General features: G+C 67.5%; 13 protein-coding genes. 9 read left to right on the top strand and 4 right to left on the bottom strand.

Annotated features, from left to right (window positions below):
* Positions 1-785 precede the first annotated feature (785 nt).
* The 9 genes from ACWD12_RS34755 to ACWD12_RS34715 all read left to right on the top strand — a co-directional run bounded on the left by ACWD12_RS34755 (position 786) and on the right by ACWD12_RS34715 (position 10,701).
* The gene (locus ACWD12_RS34755) at positions 786-1,250 is read left to right on the top strand and encodes a VOC family protein (RefSeq protein WP_450102932.1); all 465 of its coding nucleotides are present in this window, start codon (positions 786-788) and stop codon (positions 1,248-1,250) included.
* 128 nt (positions 1,251-1,378) lie between these two features.
* Positions 1,379-1,873, top strand: a complete 495-nt coding sequence (locus ACWD12_RS34750; protein ID WP_450102931.1) for a TetR-like C-terminal domain-containing protein — start codon at positions 1,379-1,381, stop codon at positions 1,871-1,873.
* A gap of 150 nt (positions 1,874-2,023) precedes the next feature.
* Positions 2,024-2,899, top strand: coding sequence for a phytanoyl-CoA dioxygenase family protein (locus ACWD12_RS34745; protein WP_450102930.1), 876 nt, complete (start codon positions 2,024-2,026; stop codon positions 2,897-2,899).
* Positions 2,896-3,825, top strand: a complete 930-nt coding sequence (locus tag ACWD12_RS34740; RefSeq protein ID WP_450102929.1) for an LLM class flavin-dependent oxidoreductase — start codon at positions 2,896-2,898, stop codon at positions 3,823-3,825. Before ACWD12_RS34745 ends, ACWD12_RS34740 begins: the two co-directional genes overlap by 4 nt.
* A 42-nt stretch (positions 3,826-3,867) precedes the next feature.
* The gene (locus ACWD12_RS34735; RefSeq protein WP_450102928.1) at positions 3,868-4,746 is read left to right on the top strand and encodes a phytanoyl-CoA dioxygenase family protein; all 879 of its coding nucleotides are present in this window, start codon (positions 3,868-3,870) and stop codon (positions 4,744-4,746) included.
* A 349-nt stretch (positions 4,747-5,095) separates the two neighbouring features.
* Positions 5,096-6,829 (top strand): ABC transporter ATP-binding protein, encoded by a 1,734-nt coding sequence (locus tag ACWD12_RS34730; RefSeq protein WP_450102938.1) that lies wholly within the window; start codon positions 5,096-5,098, stop codon positions 6,827-6,829.
* Positions 6,826-8,685 (top strand): ABC transporter ATP-binding protein, encoded by a 1,860-nt coding sequence (locus ACWD12_RS34725; protein ID WP_450102927.1) that lies wholly within the window; start codon positions 6,826-6,828, stop codon positions 8,683-8,685. The genes ACWD12_RS34730 and ACWD12_RS34725 overlap by 4 nt, the downstream gene beginning before the upstream one ends.
* Positions 8,686-8,856: 171 nt before the next feature.
* The gene (locus tag ACWD12_RS34720; protein WP_450102926.1) at positions 8,857-9,903 is read left to right on the top strand and encodes a hypothetical protein; all 1,047 of its coding nucleotides are present in this window, start codon (positions 8,857-8,859) and stop codon (positions 9,901-9,903) included.
* A gap of 90 nt (positions 9,904-9,993) precedes the next feature.
* Complete coding sequence (locus ACWD12_RS34715; RefSeq protein WP_450102925.1) at positions 9,994-10,701, top strand: TetR/AcrR family transcriptional regulator; 708 nt, start codon at positions 9,994-9,996, stop codon at positions 10,699-10,701.
* A gap of 121 nt (positions 10,702-10,822) precedes the next feature.
* Here ACWD12_RS34715 and ACWD12_RS34710 read toward each other — a convergent pair whose 3' ends face one another.
* From ACWD12_RS34710 to ACWD12_RS34695, 4 genes are all read right to left on the bottom strand, one after another.
* A complete protein-coding gene (locus ACWD12_RS34710; RefSeq protein WP_450102924.1) occupies positions 10,823-13,243 on the bottom strand; it encodes a glycoside hydrolase family 3 N-terminal domain-containing protein in 2,421 nt (806 codons plus the stop codon).
* 26 nt (positions 13,244-13,269) lie between these two features.
* Positions 13,270-15,102 (bottom strand): glycoside hydrolase family 3 protein, encoded by a 1,833-nt coding sequence (locus ACWD12_RS34705; RefSeq protein WP_450102923.1) that lies wholly within the window; start codon positions 15,100-15,102, stop codon positions 13,270-13,272.
* A gap of 130 nt (positions 15,103-15,232) precedes the next feature.
* Positions 15,233-16,147 carry a carbohydrate ABC transporter permease gene (locus tag ACWD12_RS34700; RefSeq protein WP_450102922.1) on the bottom strand — a complete coding sequence of 305 codons (915 nt, stop codon included), beginning with the start codon at positions 16,145-16,147 and terminating at the stop codon, positions 15,233-15,235.
* Positions 16,144-17,223 carry a carbohydrate ABC transporter permease gene (locus ACWD12_RS34695; protein ID WP_450102921.1) on the bottom strand — a complete coding sequence of 360 codons (1,080 nt, stop codon included), beginning with the start codon at positions 17,221-17,223 and terminating at the stop codon, positions 16,144-16,146. The genes ACWD12_RS34700 and ACWD12_RS34695 overlap by 4 nt, the downstream gene beginning before the upstream one ends.
* Positions 17,224-17,255: the final 32 nt, after the last annotated feature.

Here is a 17,255-nt window from a genome sequence, read left to right as displayed (position 1 = left end):
AACGTCACCCGCTCCCGCCTGGGCCGACTCGTACGCCAAGGACTCCTCGAACAACCCGGACGCGGCCAGTACAAGAAACGGACTTAACGCCCTCTCAAAGCCGATCCAGTGGCGACGGCACCGACGGCACGTTCACGCTCCAGGTCTCGACGTTCAGTGAGTGGGAGTACGACGAGCTGCTGAAGGAGTAGGGGAGTTGATGCCCCTTGCCGGTCTAGGTGAAGCGCGTGAGTGTGTCGTTGGTGCCCAGGGCTTCGACGCCGACAACGCCTCTGGTGTAGCCGCCGGCGACTCGGTGGACAGGTAGTGCCCCTCGATTGCCGCAATGCTCTGGAAGGCCCGCCCGTGCTGATATGGCCCAGTTCGGTGTGGTTGGGACTGTCGTGAAGACCGAGGTGGCCGGTGACGCCGACCGACCGGATGGCGAATGGGAGTCGGGCGTCATATAGGACGCGGTCCGCGTCGGCCAGGGCGCCACCGACATCGTCGCCACGGCAACGCTGCCCCTGCACGGCGCTGGCTCTGTCGTGCCTTGCTCACCGGGGAGCTTCGGACGACGGGTGCGAGCTCGGTCCACGTCGAACCCGTCAGTCCCTCGATGGCGCGGAGGAGTCTTAACGCGTCATATTGTTGCCGTAAGGGTGTCGGTGTGGCTACTCTCGCCTGTGTGAGCTCGAAGCTCGGGAATGACCTCTGGCCTCCTGTGGCATGAGCGTTCGCGCTCCGGGCCCCGCTGCCACGCGCCAGGGCGCCCTTGTCCCCCGGATATCGACGACGAGGAATTCATGGACATCGACGAGGTGCACTTCGGCCACATCAAGCTCGCCGTCGACGATATCGACCGGTGTGCGGCTTTCTACCGCGAGGTCTGCGGGCTGGTTGAGTTGGGGCGGGCTGACGCGACCATGAACGGGCGCGCGGGTACCGAGGTGATGTTCGCCCCCACGGCCGAGGGCGGGCCGATGCTCATCCTGGTCAAATTCCACGACGTGTCGGCACCGCGGAGCACCGACGTCCTGCTCGGGTTCAGGACCACCGACCTGGTGGCGTTCTGCGCCCGGGTGGACGCCGCGGGCGGGCGCGTGACGCAGGACATCAGGTCGATCCCCGAGCATGGTGTGGAGGTGGCTTTCGCCGCGGACGTGGAGGGGAACGTCCTCGAGGTGCTGCAACTGCTGCCGGCAAGTCCCGCCGACGGCAACCACCGCACCTCGTCGGCCTCTTCGCGCGGAACCCTGGAGGAGCGGTGAACGCCCCGACGACTGACGGCGGTGACCGGTCGGATCGACCGCCGCGGAGCCGCGTCCGTCCGGGCGGGCGCAGCGAGCGGACGCGGGAAGCCGTCCTGCGAGCGTGTCTCGACCTGTTGGTGGAGGGGGTGGTCGAGCTGCCCGCGGCCGAGGTCGCCGACCGGTCGGGCGTGAACCGCGCCACCGTCTACCGGTGGTGGCCCACTCCGGCCGACCTGCTCGCCGATGCGGTGGCGTTCCACTGGGATTACCGCATCGATGCGCCGGACACGGGCTCGTGGGAAGGTGACGTCCGTTCGGCTATGACCGAGGCGGTAGCCCTGGTCGACGAGCCCGTAGAAAGGGCGATCATGGCCGCCATGGCGACCGGTCGCTATCCGGAGTTCAACGCGGTCGTCACGGATGCCTGGACGAAGTCTCTACCGCAGTGGGTCGGGATGGTCGAGAGGGCCGTCGACCGCGGGGAGGTCCGTCCCGAGGTGGATCCGATCAGCGTCGTGAACCTCATGCTGGCACCCCTCATCGCCACATCGTTGCTGGGAAGGCGCGGGACCTCGTTGCAGGATCTCGAGATGCTGATCGAGCTGGTCTACCGAGCGACGGCCACGCCACCGGAGCGCTGACAGCGGGCGAACCACGCCCGACGGCCCTGCATGCCCATTCTTAAAGCGACAAACTGTTGACTTAGTGACGGGGGCTGAGCACCGTCGGCGTCGACAGCTGCAGCCGTCTCGGCTGCGGTCACCGTGCTCCTCTTCGAAAGGGATTTCATCATGAGTGCTTCTGGTGGGGTGACGGCGCTGACGACGTTGCCGGCGACGGCCACGGCGGCGGAGATCAAGGAGATCACCGACCGCGACGGCGGCGTGATCGTGGAAGACGTGTTGTCGCCACAGCTCCTGGCCCGGATCAACGAGGACGTGGGTCCGTACCTCGTCGGGATGGACCCGGTCCGGGACTTCGGGGCCATGCCCGGCGGCGGGTTCATGCCGCACACGAAACGCCTGGAAGGCCTCGTCGAGAAGAGTGACGCGGTCGTCGAGGTGATCCTCGACGAGCGGTACCAGGCCTGGGTCTCGGAGGTTCTCACGTGGGGGACGGACCACCAGTACAACGCCGGCCAGGTCATCGAGATCGGTCCGGGCGAGCTCGCGCAGACGCTCCACCGGGACGAGTCCACCTGGCCGCAGCTGGCCGGGGGGCCGCACGACATTATGGCCAGCTGCATGCTGGCACTGACGGACTTCACGGAGGAGTCCGGAGCGACGCGGGTCGTGCCCGGCAGCCACCGCCGCGAGGCCGGGATCGACCCGTACGCCCTCGACATCGACCGGGACACGGTCCCCGTCGTGATGAAGGCCGGCAGCGGCTTCTTCTTCACGGGGAAGCTCGTCCACGCCGGGGGAGCGAACCGGACCACCGACTACTACCGCCGGGGCATGTCCATCACCTGTTGCGTCGGGTGGTTGAAGCCCGAGGAGGCGCAGACGCTGGCCGTCTCCCTGGAACGCGCGCGGGCGCTTCCCCAGCGCATGCGCGAGCTGTGCAGCTTCGCCGGCTACCACGCGTACGGTGACAAGTCGCCTATATGCTCACACCGTCTCGACATGGTCGATCCGTACACGGTCTTGTTCGGAGAACAGCGTTGACCGCGGCATCGGCGGGGACTTCGGAGCTGCGCATCACCATGGGCCTTCCCACCCTGTTCCCCCACGGGCGGAAGGAGGAGCTCGCGTGGTACCGCAAGATCGACGAAGGACCGTGGCACGGCCTGGCGACGTGGGACCGCCTGCTGTACCCCGGCGGCTGGTCGGTCGTCCCGCAGCTTGCAGCCGCAGCGGCGATGACCGAGCGGGTGCGGCTCTGGACGGACGTCGTCGCCCTTCCCACGCGGAACGCGGTGCTCTTCGCGAAAGACATGGCCACCATCGACGTCCTCTCCGGCGGGCGGCTGACGCTCGGGGTCGGCATCGGCGCGTTCGACGAGGACTACCACGCAGTCGGGAGCGACCTTCACCACAAGCGGCAGCGCATGGACGAGATGGTCACCTCCATGCGCAAGGTGTGGGCGCAGGAGCCGCCCGTCGAGGGACACCACCCGGTCGGCCCGGCGCCGCTCCAGGAGGGCGGCGTGCCCTTGGTGGCGGGCGTTTCCGGTCCCAAGGCCCTCGCCCGGGCCGCGCGGTGGGCCGTCGGCGTGAGCGACCCGGCGCAGTCCCTCCACTTCAACGCCGAGGAACTGGCCAAGCAGCGTACTCGGGTCGTGGAGGCGTGGAAGGCCGCCGGGAGGAGCGAAAGGCCTCACTTCTCGGCGCCGGTGTGGTTCGCGCTCGGCCCCGACCCGAAGACGCAACTGGCCGAGCACGTCATGGACTTCTGGGGGCGAGGCGTCGCGGACGCAGTCCCGGGCTCCTTCCTCGTCGGTCCCGACGCGGGGACGTTGAACTGCGGAGCCTCCGGGCTCCGGGACGCTGTGAACGGCGCACGAGAGGCAGGTCTCGACGAGCTCCGGCTCATCCCCACAACCGCCGATTCCGACGAGATCGATCGGGCCCGCGAGGTGCTGGGCCTCTGACCGACAGCTTGTCCGGACGAACCTTCGAGGAGTGAGGACTCCGTGAAACTTGAGACGCTGGGACCCGACTGCGAGATCGACGACATCTTGGCAGCGATCGAACGGGACGGCGCGTGCATCGTGCGCGACCTGCTCTCGCCGGAGACGCTGCGGAGTATCGACGAGGACGTGGCGCCGTTGATCGACCGGACCGAGCCGAGCGGCAGCGAGTGGGCGGGGATCAAGACCAAGCGCACTGGTGGGCTGATCGCGCTGTGCCCGGCCAGCCGGTCGACCGTCCTGCATCCGCTCGTGATCGGTGCGGCCAACGCGGTGCTCGGTCCTTACTGCGAGCGGATCCAGCTCAACCTGACGCAGCTCATCACGATCCTTCCGGGCCAGGGCGCACAGCCCCTTCACCGCGACCGCTTCGTGTGGGGCGGAGCCGGCACCGGCTTCATCGGCGCCGGCGGGATCCCCCGTCCCATCGAGCCGCAGTTCAACGCGATCTGGGCGCTGACGGACTTCACCTCGGACAACGGCGCGACGAACGTCGTGCCCGGCAGCCAGACATGGGAGTTCAAACGCGACGCCCTGCCGAACGAGTGCGTGCAGGCTGTCATGCCACGCGGGTCGGTTCTCCTCTACACCGGCTCGGTCATCCACGGCGGCGGGGAGAATCGTTCAAGCGGGCCGCGAATCGGTATGACCTTCACCTATTCCCTGGCCTGGTTGCGCCAGGAGGAGAACCAATACCTGTCCTGCCCGCCCGAGGTGGCACGTCACCTCGATCCCGAACTCACCGACCTCCTCGGGTACACCATGGGGAACTTCGCGCTCGGCTTCTGCACGAACCCCGAGACGGGCCAGGAGGCGCCTTCGTCGAACGCGCCGGAATCCGTCCTGGGGCGTCGGCCGGCTACCCCGGCCGCGCAAGTGTGACCGGAGTGCGGCAACTCCAACCTTCTTGTCGGTTGCACACTCACGCGACGTGATCCCGGTTCGGCACCTGGCGACCTTGTCCGTGTTCTGGTCGGCCTGGTTCCGGCCCGGGTGTACCGCACGGCGGGCGGGTGCCGGTCGGAGGCGTGGCGTCCCAATGCGCGGGCGTTGGGACGCCACGTGTGCCGTAGCCGATCGCGCTGCGAGGCATTTCCATGCTCTCAGCTGGGACCGAGCGCAGTCGCCCAGTTCCCGATCCGGCGATCCGATGCTTGCCCCAGCGTCCTTGATTTTTGTATCGACAACGCTATTTCGCTTCGTGCACCGCGGCACTGTTGGGAGGATGGGTGTGCTGATCCGCTTGGTAAGGGCGCACATTCGGCCCTACTCCCGTGCAGTGGCGCTGCTCGTACTCCTCCAGCTGGTCCAGACCGCGGCCACGCTATACCTGCCCAATCTGAACGCCCGGATCCTCGACCGCGGGGTGGCGGACAACGACCAGGGCTACATCGTTCTCGTGGGCGCCATCATGGTGGGAGTGGCTTTCGTGCAGCTGGTCTGCACATTCGCTGTCGCCCGGATCGGCGCCCGCGTCGGCATGGCGCTCGGGCGGGACGTCCGCAGAGCGGTCTTTGCCAGGGTGCAGTCGTTCTCCGCGCAGGAGATGGGCCAATTTGGTGCGCCCTCGCTCATCACGCGCACCACTAATGACGTCCAACAGGTGCAGATGCTCGTGCTGTTCACCCTCACCCTGATGGCGTCGGCGCCGATCATGTGCGTCGGGGGAGTTCTGCTGGCCGTCAGACAGGACCCACCGCTCTCGCTCGTGCTCGTGGCCCTCATCCCGGTCCTGGGCATCGCGATCGGCGTGATTCTGCGCAGCCTGGGGCCGCTGTCGAACGCCCTGCAGCGCAGTATCGACACCGTCAACGGCATCATGCGCGAGCAGATCATCGGGCTGCGGGTCATCCGCGCATTCGTCAAGGAGGAGCACGAGAGCCGCCGTTTCGCCGCTGCGAACTCCGAACTCACCGATATATCAGTGCGTGTCGGGCGGTTGATGGCCTGGATGTTCCCCGCGATCATGACGATCGCCAACGTCGCCGGGGTTCTCGTGCTGTGGTTCGGAGCGCGACGCGTGGAGTCGGGCGAGATGACCGTCGGGGGCCTGACAGCCTTCATCAGTTACCTGCTCATGATGCTGATGGCCGCCGTGGTGGCGACGTACATGCTGCTGTGGATTCCGCGTGCCGAGGTCAGTGCCCGGCGCATCGTCGAAGTCCTGGACACCGAAAGCTCGCTCGTTCCGCCGCAACGTCCGGTCCAGGACATCGCGCGCCCCGGGCACATCGAGTTCCGCGAGGTCACGTTCCGGTACCCGGGGGCGGAGGAGAGTGTGCTGAGTGCGGTCTCCTTCTCCGCCGGCCCGGGGGAGACGACTGCGGTCATCGGCGGCACCGGCAGCGGCAAGAGCACTCTGCTCAGCCTGCTCCCTCGGCTGGCCGACACCACGGCAGGGAGCGTCCTGGTCGGCGGGGTGGACGTCCGCGACCTGGACCCCGCCGTCCGGAGCCGCGCGATCGGCTACGTACCCCAGCGGCCCCTTCTCTTCTCCGGCACCATCGCATCGAACCTGCGGTACGGGGCACCGGACGCCAGCGACGATGCGCTGTGGCAGGCATTGGAGACCGCGCAGGCCCGGGACTTCGTCGCCGCACTGCCCGACGGCCTCGAAGCGCACATCTCCCAGGGCGGTGCCAACGTGTCCGGCGGCCAACGTCAGCGCCTGGCCATCGCCCGGGCGCTGGTGAGCCGCCCCCAGGTCTACTTGTTCGACGACTCGTTCTCGGCCCTGGACTACGCGACCGAAGCGCGGCTGCGCGCGGCGCTGGCAAGGCAAACCGGCGATGCGACGGTCATCGTCGTCGCGCAACGCGTCAACACGATCCGTGAGGCCCATCGGATCGTCGTCCTCGACGAGGGCCGCGTGGTCGGCGTGGGGACGCACCGCGAACTCCTGGCCGCCAACGCCACGTACCGCGAGATCGTCCTCTCGCAGCTGACCGAGGAGGAAGCGGCGTGAACGCCACCGACGGCAGCAGCGGGCAGGCCGGACCACGGCGGGAGCGCTCGCCCGAGGCGGCGTCCCACCCCGACCACTCGAAGAACTTCCGCGCCACCGCACTGCGCACTCTTGCCCTGCTGGCTCATCGGCGCGGCCAGTTTGCAGGCGTGCTCGTTCTGGGGGCGCTCAGCGTAGGGCTGACCGTCACCGGACCTGTGCTCCTGGGGCAAGCCACAGACCTGGTCGTCCGCGGCGCGCTGGAGAACCCCGACCGCGGCATCGACATTGCCGCTGTGGCACGTGTGTTGGTGTGGACGGCGGCTGTCTACCTCGTCGCGGGTCTCTGCGGCGTCGTCCAGGGGCGCCTCGCGGCCATCGCCGTGCAGGACGCCGCCGAGAGGCTGCGGCGTGATGTCGAGGCCAAACTGTCCCGGATTCCGCTGAGCTACTTCGACCGCAAACGACGCGGGGACGTGATCAGCCGGGTCACCAACGACATCGACAACTTCGCCCAGTGCCTGCAACAGGTGCTAAGCCAACTGGTGATCTCCGTGCTGACGATCGTCGGTGTGCTCGCGGTGATGTTCTGGATCTCCTGGCTTCTGGCGCTGATCGCGCTGCTGACGGTCCCGCTGTCACTGCTCGCGATGACGCTGATCGGCAGGCGCTCCCAACCCGAGTTCGCCCGGCAGTGGCACCACACAGGCCGCCTGAACGCACATGTCGAGGAGATGTACACCGGCCATGCGCTGATCAAGGCATTCGGAAGGGAGGACCAGGCGTTGGCGGCGTTCGACGCCGAGAACGAACGGCTCCACGAGGCGGCGCGCAAGGCCCAAGCCGTCTCGGGATCGCTGCAGCCGCTGATGACTTTCGCGGGCAATCTCAACTACGTGCTGGTCGCTGCCATCGGCGGCCTGCGGATTGCCGCCGGAGCCCTCACCGTCGGTGACGTCCAAGCGTTCGTCCAATTCTCGCGCCAGTTCAGTCAGTCGCTGGGCATGGTCGCCGGCACGATCGGGATGGTCCAGTCCGGGGCCGCGTCGGCCGAGCGCGTGTTCGAGCTGCTGGACGCCCCCGAGCAGACGCCTGACCCCGAAGCTCCGGTGCGCCCCGGCGAAGGCGGACGGGTGGCGTTCGAGAACGTCTCCTTCCGCTACATGCTCGACAAGCCGCTCATCGAAGCACTGTCGCTCGTGGCCGAGCCAGGTCACACCGTCGCCGTCGTCGGGCCCACCGGCGCGGGGAAGACCACCCTCGTCAACCTGCTGATGCGCTTCTACGAGCCGACCGCAGGGCGCATCACCCTCGACGGCACCGACGTCGCCCTGATGTCCCGCGCAGACCTGCGCTCCCGCATCGGCATGGTGCTCCAGGACACCTGGCTTTTCGGCGGCACCATCGCCGACAACATCGCCTACGGCGTGCACCACGCCACCCGCGACCAAGTTGTGGCCGCTGCCCGGTCCGCGCACGCGGACCGCTTCATCCGCACACTTCCCGACGGCTACGACACCCTGATCGACGACGAGGCGGACGCCGCGATCAGCGCCGGGGAAAAGCAACTCCTCACCATCGCCCGCGCGTTCCTCGCCAACCCGAAAATCCTGATCCTGGACGAGGCGACCAGCTCCGTGGACACCCGCACCGAGGTGCTCATCCAGCAGGCCATGGCGCGGCTGCGACAGGGCCGGACCGCCTTCGTGATCGCCCACCGGCTCTCCACCATCCGCGACGCCGACACCATCGTCGTCATGCAGAACGGCAGCATCGTCGAACAAGGCTCGCACGACGACCTGGTGACGCTGCAAGGCGGCACCTACAGCAGCCTGTACGCAGCACAGTTCGCCCTCCTGCCCGCCGCTTCCGAGTGAGCGCGGGGCAAAGAACACCGGCTGTTCGCAGCCTAGGGGACAGCCGATCGCCGAACTTCCCCGCACCGCCGGGCCGCAGTACCTCGCCCCGCCCATCGGCAACAGATTCGTGCCCCCGACACCCACCGGACCCTAATTAACGTACGGCATACACTTAAATGAGGAGACCTGATGACCGCGGATAACCTCCGACTCAACGAAGTCCTCCGCCCCGCCGCCCCGCCCCGGATCGTCCAGGATCTGTACTCGGACGCCCAACACGAACGCATCCTCGACGTGCTCAAGACCCACGGGCCGTGGCCGACGATCGCCGCCCACCACTTCGACACCATCGAAGAGCTCGTCGCCACGTCGAACACCGGCACGGCGGACCAAGTCGACTTCACACTCGACGACATCGCCTCGCCGCACTTCCGCGGCTTCTTCGCGGAGAACTCCGTGCTCTACTACCCGGAGCTGCACGACTGCTTCTACAACGCCCGCTTCCTCGAACTGGCCAAGGACTACTGGGGCGCAAAATACGCGCGGCCGACGTTGATGCTGTTCAACCTCTGCGGGCCGCACCACAGCCGCCTGGCCTCCCACCTCGACGGAGTGACCTTCCGCGGCGTACGCATCGAGAAGTCGCCGATCTGGCTCCAGAACGTCATGGGCCGCTCGGGTCTGTTCACCGACCACGTGGTGAAAATGGCACAGGTGATCACCTGGTGGTACCTGGGCGAGAACGGCACCTTCACATGTTGGCCCGACGGACCGCTCGGCGAGCCCATGCGGCTCGAACACCCCTTGTGGAACAAGGGAGTCGTCGTACAGAACGAGATGATGTTCCACCGCGGTGACCCCGTCGGCCGCCCCGACGAACGGGACACGCCGGGAGTGAAGCACCGTTCCGTGATCCAGTACGACGCCGACCGCGGCGATTGGACGGCGATGACCGACGGCGAGGTCATCCGCCGGTACGCGCCGAACGAGATGCGGCTGCTGGTGCACTGGAACGCCGAACTCTACAACGACCTCGACGAGGTCAAGGCGAGCATGAACCCCGCCGACGACCTCACCCACGACGTGGTCTTCGGGCGCCTGCTCGCCGACATGCGCGCCCGCGGCATCAAGGTCACCGAACCGACGGACCCCCTCCACGACAAGGAGTTCATCCGCGCGCTCATCGACGCGTACTCGATCACGCCGACCACGGACTGGGCCGACCGCTCGGCCTGAGTCGCAAAAGGTAGGACGCTGCCTGGCGGAGCCGACACAGGCATCGCCAGGCAGCCTCCTTTGGCACGTCAGGCAGCAGAAGGAGTGGGCATGGCTCAGGGTTCGACAAGCGGACCCTCACGCACGCGTGGAAGGCCGGCGCGCTTGTCGCGTGAGCGGATTGTCGAGGCCGCGGTCGCATTGGCGTACGAAGATCCGGCGGAGCCGCTGACCCTCAGACGAGTAGCCAAAGCGGTCGACTCAGGTCCGATGGCTCTGTACCGCTACTTCCCCGACCGCGACGATCTGCTGCATGCGGTCGCCGACCGGGTGATGGCGCACATGCGGTTCACACCACCGGAAGGCGCAACCTGGCAGGCGAAGCTCCGCGAGTGGATGCTGTCGAGCCTCGACCACCTGCGGCCGTACCCGCACCTGCTGCCGCTCTTCGCCTCGACGCGAGAGCCTGCGTGGCTACCGTCCATCGTCTTGTTGACCGACATGCTGGGCCCCCTGAACCTGACGGACGAGGACATGGCCCTGGCCATCGCGCTCGTCGGCACAACCGTCGTCGGCCAGGCCACTCTTGCTGCGAGGCGCACCCCGGCCATCGAGATGGGGCCCGTGATGCGCGACGCCCTGCTACATGCGCCGACGGAGGCCCGCGCGCGCGTCGCACCAGTCGTCGACAACTTGCCGTCCGCTCTCGAGCGCCTCTTCGACCTGGTGATCGACATCACCGTCGAAGCGGTCGAAGGCATCGCAGGCTCAGCCGCGAGCACCGAGTACGCCGCAGCCCACACCCGTAGATCACCTTGAACAAGGTGGCGTCCCAGTGGCGGTGACGTCAACGCGGCCGCCGCCGACGGTGGTGTAGCGGGCCGCTCCCTGGGGCGAAATGTTGTGGACTGGGCGGATCACTTGTTCCCTGGCGTGGGCGTCACGTCCCGATCGTGCGGTGCAAGGTCCGGTTGGAGTGGGTCAGGTAGACCCTCCGCTCGGTGACGTCGGTGGTGTCACCGACGACGTCCAAGCGGCTCCGCAAGTGGAGGTCGCTCGATGACGAGCCGACAGAGATCCACATGGGTCCCGGATCCACGATCCATCTGTCGTCCAGGGACAAGTAGGCCAGGAGAGGCAGCTCCAGCGCGAACCTCACCGTTGCCTCTTCGCCTGGCTTCAGTGCGAGTTGATGGAAGCCGGCGAGTTGAACTGCCGGTCGCGAGATGCCAGGGGCGTCGTCCTCGACGTAGAGCTGGACGAGCTCCACTCCCGTGCGGTCGCCCGTGTTCTCAATGGTGACGGTGACGTCGACGGTGCTGTCGGGCGCTATCGCCGCGTGGCTGAGCTTGAGGTCGGAGTAGGCGAAGTGTGTGTAGGTGAGGCCGTGGCCGAACGGGTAGAGCGGTGCCGCGGTCTCGTCCACGTAGCCGCCGTTCGGGTCGCTGGCGCGGCGGCGGTATCCGCTGCCGAACCGCTGGGCGGCGTGGATGGGAACCTGTCCGCTGGAGCGGGGGATCGTATAGGGCAGGCGCCCTTGCGGCTGGGCTGCCCCGGTCAGAATGTCCGCGACTGCGCGCGTGCCGAATTGCGAGCCGTAGTATCCGAGCAGGATCGCGTCGAGATGGGGCTCGACATCCCCGAGGGCGACGGGGCGGCCGGAGAAGATCACGCCGACGGTCGGCCGGCCGAGCGCGGCGATCTCGTGTACGAGTCGGCGCTGCACGTCCGGCAGCGCGACATCAGCAGTGTCCGCGCCTTCGCCCTCTGTACGTACGCTCAAGAACCACCGGGCCAGGCCGCCGAGCGCCAGGACCACGATGTCGGCGTCACGCGCCGCCTCGACGGCGGCCTCGATCTCCTCGGCACCATCGGTTATTCCGCATCCTGTGGCAACGACTACGTCCGCATCGGGGAGCGCGGCGCGCAGCGCATCCGCGAGGGAGACCGCTCCGTACTGCGTCTGGGCGAACTCGTCCTCGTCCATCGCGAGAAGGTGGCCGATCTCCTGATCCACGTAGGCGTCGTCGGGGCCGAAGGTGTCGATGTCGTCGACGCCGACCATGGAGCTCGTCGCGCCGTTCAGCATGGCTCGGGTGAGCGCGATGAAGGAGGGGAAGGTGTACGGCGCGAAGGCCGCGCCGATCCGCTCGGCGTGCGGTCCGACAAGGGCGATGCGGGCGACGCCGCTCAGCGGAAGCACTCCGCCGACGTTCTTGAGCAGGGTGACCGACTCGCGCGCGAGGCGCAGCGAGAGGTCGTGCCCTTCCTGCGCTACGGACATGATCTCGACCGGATCGGTCTCCACGTACGGGTTCTCGAACAGGCCCAGCTGGAACTTGTGCGTCAGTACGCGCACGACCGACTCGTCGACGGTCGTTTCAGGGATCTCGCCTGCGCGGACAGCCTCGATGAGGCGGTCGCCGTAGCCGAACGGCTCGGGCAGCTCCACGTCGATGCCGGCCCGCAGACCCAGCACAGCGGCTTCGCGCGCGTCGCGCGCAGCGCGATGGTGGGTCACGAGGTTTTCGATCGAGAGCCAGTCCGATACGACGGTGCCGTCGAAGCCGAGTTCGTCGCGCAGCAACTCGCGAAACACGCGAGGGTCGGCGGCCGCGGGCACTCCGTCCCAGTCGGCGAGCGAGTTCATCACCGATCCGAGACCGCCGAGCTGGATCGCGGCGGCGAAGGGCCGCGCGTACACCTCCCGCAGCTCGCGCGCTCCCAGTGGCACGGTCGCCATGTTGAGGCCGGCCTCGCTCATGGCGTACCCCAGGAAGTGCTTGCCGGTGGCGATGACGCCGTCCTGGAACGACTCGCCTTGCAGATGGCGCACGAAGGACACACCGAGAGCACTGACCAGGTACGGATCCTCGCCGTACGTCTCGTGTACGCGACCCCATCGCGCGTCGCGGGCGACGTCGAGCAGCGGCGACAGAGCGTGGTGCAGGCCGACGGATCTCATCTGCCGGCGGGTCAGGGCGGCCATCTCGCCGACTCCGGCTGGGTTCCAGGTGGCTGCGAGAGCGATCGCGGTGGGGAAGGAGGTGAAGGTGGGCGCGTTCACACCGTTGAGCGCCTCGATATGCATGATGGCCGGCACGCCTAGACGGGTGTTCTGCACGAGATGACGCTGCACCGCGTTGTTCAGCCGGGCGAGTTCGACCGCGTTCGCCGGGAACCCGCCCATGTGCGGTTCGATGTAGCCGATGCCGTGCGCGAGCTTGGCGGCGGCGACCTCCGGGCGGATGCCGTTCGTGTCGAAAAGCATCGTGGGTATGAGCGACGTCAGTTGGGCGACCTTCTCGTGCAGCGTCATCCGACCGAGCAACTCGACCGCGCGGGAACGTGCGTCGGTCATGGCGCGCTCTCTGTACGAACGGGACATCAGATCTCCAGCCCAGATCCCAGGGGGAACAGCGGGTCGTAGGTTGCCGGCACGTCGGGCGCAGACTCCCGCACGGCCTGCATCGAGCGCGGCAGCTCGACGGGGAGTCTGCCCTGGGGGGCGATGCGGCCGGTGAGGGCGGCGAGCAAGGCGTCGTCCGAGACGCCGAAGGTCACCGTGAGGCCGGCAAGTGCGTCGATCAGCGGTGTGAGGATCGCGGGGCGGTCCAGGGCGACATCCACGATCAGCGGGGTCTGCTTGGCGATCGTGCGCAGTCGGTGCACGAGGCCGGGCGGCAGTTCGAGAGAACCCTGATGGAAGTAGGACTCCAGGAAGAGGTCGTTCCGTGGCTCGAAGGGCGCGTCGATCCGCACGATGGCCATGTCCGCATCCTTCGGCGTGGCCGCAGGCGTGAAGGCCCGTGCGAGGGCCTCCGGTTCCACGCCTTCCGCGTACACTCTCGCGCCCCCGGACAGGGGAAGCAGCGGCGCACCGTGGATTACGGAGTTCTTGAGCACGGTGACCGATCGGGACTGCGTCTCCAAGCCGGCCTGACGGGTCTCGGCGTTGCCGACGATGGCCGCGGCGGCTTCCTCGTCGACGAAGGGGTTGTCGAAGAGGCCGAGTTGGAACTTGACCAGCAGGACGCGGCGCGCCGACTCGTCGATCCGGCTCTCCGCGACCACGCCGTCCCGCACGAGCTCGAGCAGCAGGTCCGTGCACTGCTCGCCGCCGAACTGGTCCGCACCTGCACCGAGGATTTTGACCAGGCGCTCGCGGGCGTCAAGCTCCTCGACCCCCCACGCCCGGGCGGGAAGGACCTTGTCGGCGACGACGTTGTCGTTCACCAGCTCCCAGTCCGTGATGACGAGCCCGTCGTAGCCGAGCTTTTCGCGCAGCAGTCCGGTGAGAATCTGCTTGTTGTACCCGAACCCGACCTCCTCGATCGGGACACCGTCGATCTCGAGTCCGACGGGCATCCCGTAGTAGGGCATGATAGCGGCCGTGCCGTGTTCGACGGCCGCGGTGAAGGGGCGCAGGTGCTCGTCGAACGCCCCACCCCGGTAAACCTGTTCGCGGCCGTACGGGAAGTGCGCGTCCTCGCCGTCCAGCTGCGCGCCGGCGCCGGGGAAGTGCTTGGTGACGCAGGCGACGCTCGTCGAGTCCAGAGCAGCTCCCTGAAAGCCTTCGAGGTAGGCGCGCGTGTACGCCACCACAAGGTCGGTGTCGGCACCGAACGTCTGGAGCTGTCGTGCCCACCTGGGTTCGCTGGCAAGGTCGACCTGGGGATGCAGTGCCATGCGGACTCCCACGGCGCGGTACTCGTCGCGCGCCCTTCGCGCGAATTCGCGCACGACATCCGGGTCGCGGAGCGCCGCGAGGCCGAGCCCGTCAGGCCACTGCGAGAACGGGCCCGCCGTGAACGACGCCCCGGCATTCTCCAGGAACCCGTGTCGGGGGTCGGTGGATATCGTCACCGGGATGCCGTGCGGTGTCTTCTCGGCCAGCCGTTGGATGGCGTTGTTCCACCGCGCTGCCGCCCGGGCGTCTTCGATGCGGTGCACGTTGAAGTGGTTCATCGCCCTGTCGAGGATCACCTCGCTGGTAGGCGACTTGCTGATCGCACCGGGCTCTTCGAGGACAGTGCCGTCCGGGCCGATCTCGATGACCGTGTGGAAGAGGAGACCGACCTTCTCCTCGAGCGAGAGCCGGGCCAACAGGTCTTCGGTGCGTTCCTCGGCGCTGAGCCTCGGGTCCTCGTACGGGTCCATGCGGCCGTTGCCGTTGAGGTCGCGGAATTCGATGCGGTCCGGCGTGGTCGTGTCGTGCATGGGCGGTCGGTGGTTCCTCTCACATTCGTTTCCGGGGCCTCAGGGGCGGCCTCGGCAAGGCAGGGGCTCGAACTCGGCGGCAGCGCACAGCGGCGCACCACGAGCCCGTCAAGCGCTGCGGTCGGCAGCGTCACCCCTTGATGGCTCCCTGCATGACACCGGCGACGAGCTGCTTGCCGACCACGGCGAACAGCGCCAGCAGCGGCACCGCAGAAACGAGCACGCCGGTCATGATCAGGGGGATGTCCTTGAAGAACCCGGTTTGCAGCAGCTGCAGCGCAACGGGCAGTGTCGGGTTGGTGGTTCCGAGCGCGATCGACGGCCAGAAGAAGTTGGTCCACGCCCCGATGAAGGTGAACAGTCCGAGCATCGCCACTGCGGGCCTGGCGATCGGCAGCACGATGGACCAGAAGATGCGGAATGTCGATGCGCCGTCGATACGGGCGGCTTCGATGAGTTCAAAGGGCAGGGCCGCCTGAAGGTACTGGGTCATCCAGAACACGCCGAAGGCGGATGCGATGCCGGGGATGATCACTGCCCACAGGCTTCCCGACAGCCCCAGTTCGCGCATGACGATGAACAACGGCACCACGCCGAGCTGGGTGGGGACCGCCATGGTGGCCACGACGAACGCGAGCAGGCCGGCCCGGCCTTTGAACCGAAGCTTCGCGAAGGCAAAGCCCGCCAGTGTGGAGAGGAACACGACCGCGAGCGCCGTCGTCACCGAGACGATGACGGAATTCCAGGCCGCGTGCAGCAGATCGATGTCGGAGTCGAAGACGCGTGTGAGGTTGTCGCCCAGATGTCCGCCCGGGATCGGCGAGGGGATCGGGTTCTGCGCGACCTCCGCCGATGTCGACGACGCCAACAGGAGCGCGTAGTAGAGCGGAAAGATCGAAATGAGCGCGACCACGGTGAGGATGGCGTAGGTCATCCGTCCGGGCCGGCGCGCGGCGCCGTGTTCCCGCCCGCGACGGCGGCTTGCCGCTCGGGCGGCGCCGCGGCCGGATGTCTGAGCGATGTACGGGATGGAGGGTCTGGTCACGTGGTGCTCCCGGGCGTGTCACCGGACGGTGCGGAGGAGGCGGGCGTAAGCGCTGCTGCCCCGCGCGCGTTTCGTCGGGCGGCGCGGCGCGCCTTCCGGGGAACGGCGAGAGGATCGTCGCTGGACGCGATGCGTCGCGCCAGCCAGTTGCCGAACAACGCGAACACGATGATCAGCAGGAAGAGCAGCCACGCGACGGCCGCAGCGCGGCCCAGCCTCTGCTGATTCCAGCCGAGCTCGTACAGGTACAAAGTGATCGTCTTCCACTGCCCTGAGCTGCCGCCGAGCCCCTGAGTGTCGTACACCCGTGCCTCGTCGAAGATCTGCAGGCCGCCGATCGTGGACGTGATCACGACGAAGATGATCGTCGGGCGAATGGACGGCACCGTGACGGAGAAGAACTGCCGTACCCGGCCTGCACCGTCGAGGATTGCCGCTTCGTACAGGTCACGGGAGATCGCCTGCATGGCGGCCAGCAGCACGAGCGTGTTGAAGCCGGTCCACCGGAAGTTGACCATGTTGGCGATGACGATGTGTGCCGGCAAGCTGTCGCGGTGCCAGCCGATCGGGTCCATTCCCACTTGCTCAAGCAGTGCGTTGACCAGGCCGGACTGGTCCGCGAACATGCGCGAGAAGATGAGCGACACGGTTACCGGGGCGATGACGTACGGCAGCAGCACCCCCATCCGCCAGAAGGTCCGTGCGCGGATGTTCGCGTGCAAGAGGCTGGCGAGTACGAGCGCGATCGCGATCTGCGGGATCGTCGACAGCAGGAAGATGCTGACGGTGTTGCCCAGCGACTCCCAGAAGACCGGCTGCTTGAGAACAAAGGTGAAGTTGTCGAGCCCGACGAAGTCGCCCTGGCCGCCGATCAGGTCCCAGTCGTGCAGCGAGACATACGCGGTGTACAGGAGCGGGAACAGGCCGACGATTCCGAACAGGATGAAGAACGGTGAGATGTAGGCGTACGGCGACGCCTTCGTGTCCCAGCGCCCGAGACGCTGACGCCAGGTGCTGGGCGGTCCTGGGGGAGAGGTGCCCGTGCGGGTCGACTCGCTCGCTGTCGTATGGGCCATGCGCTTTTCCTTGGGTGATGACTCGGGGAGGC

The organism is Streptodolium elevatio (assembly GCF_053592165.1).
Note: the sequence above shows the minus strand (reverse complement) of the source record. Positions and strands in the feature narration are given on the sequence as shown.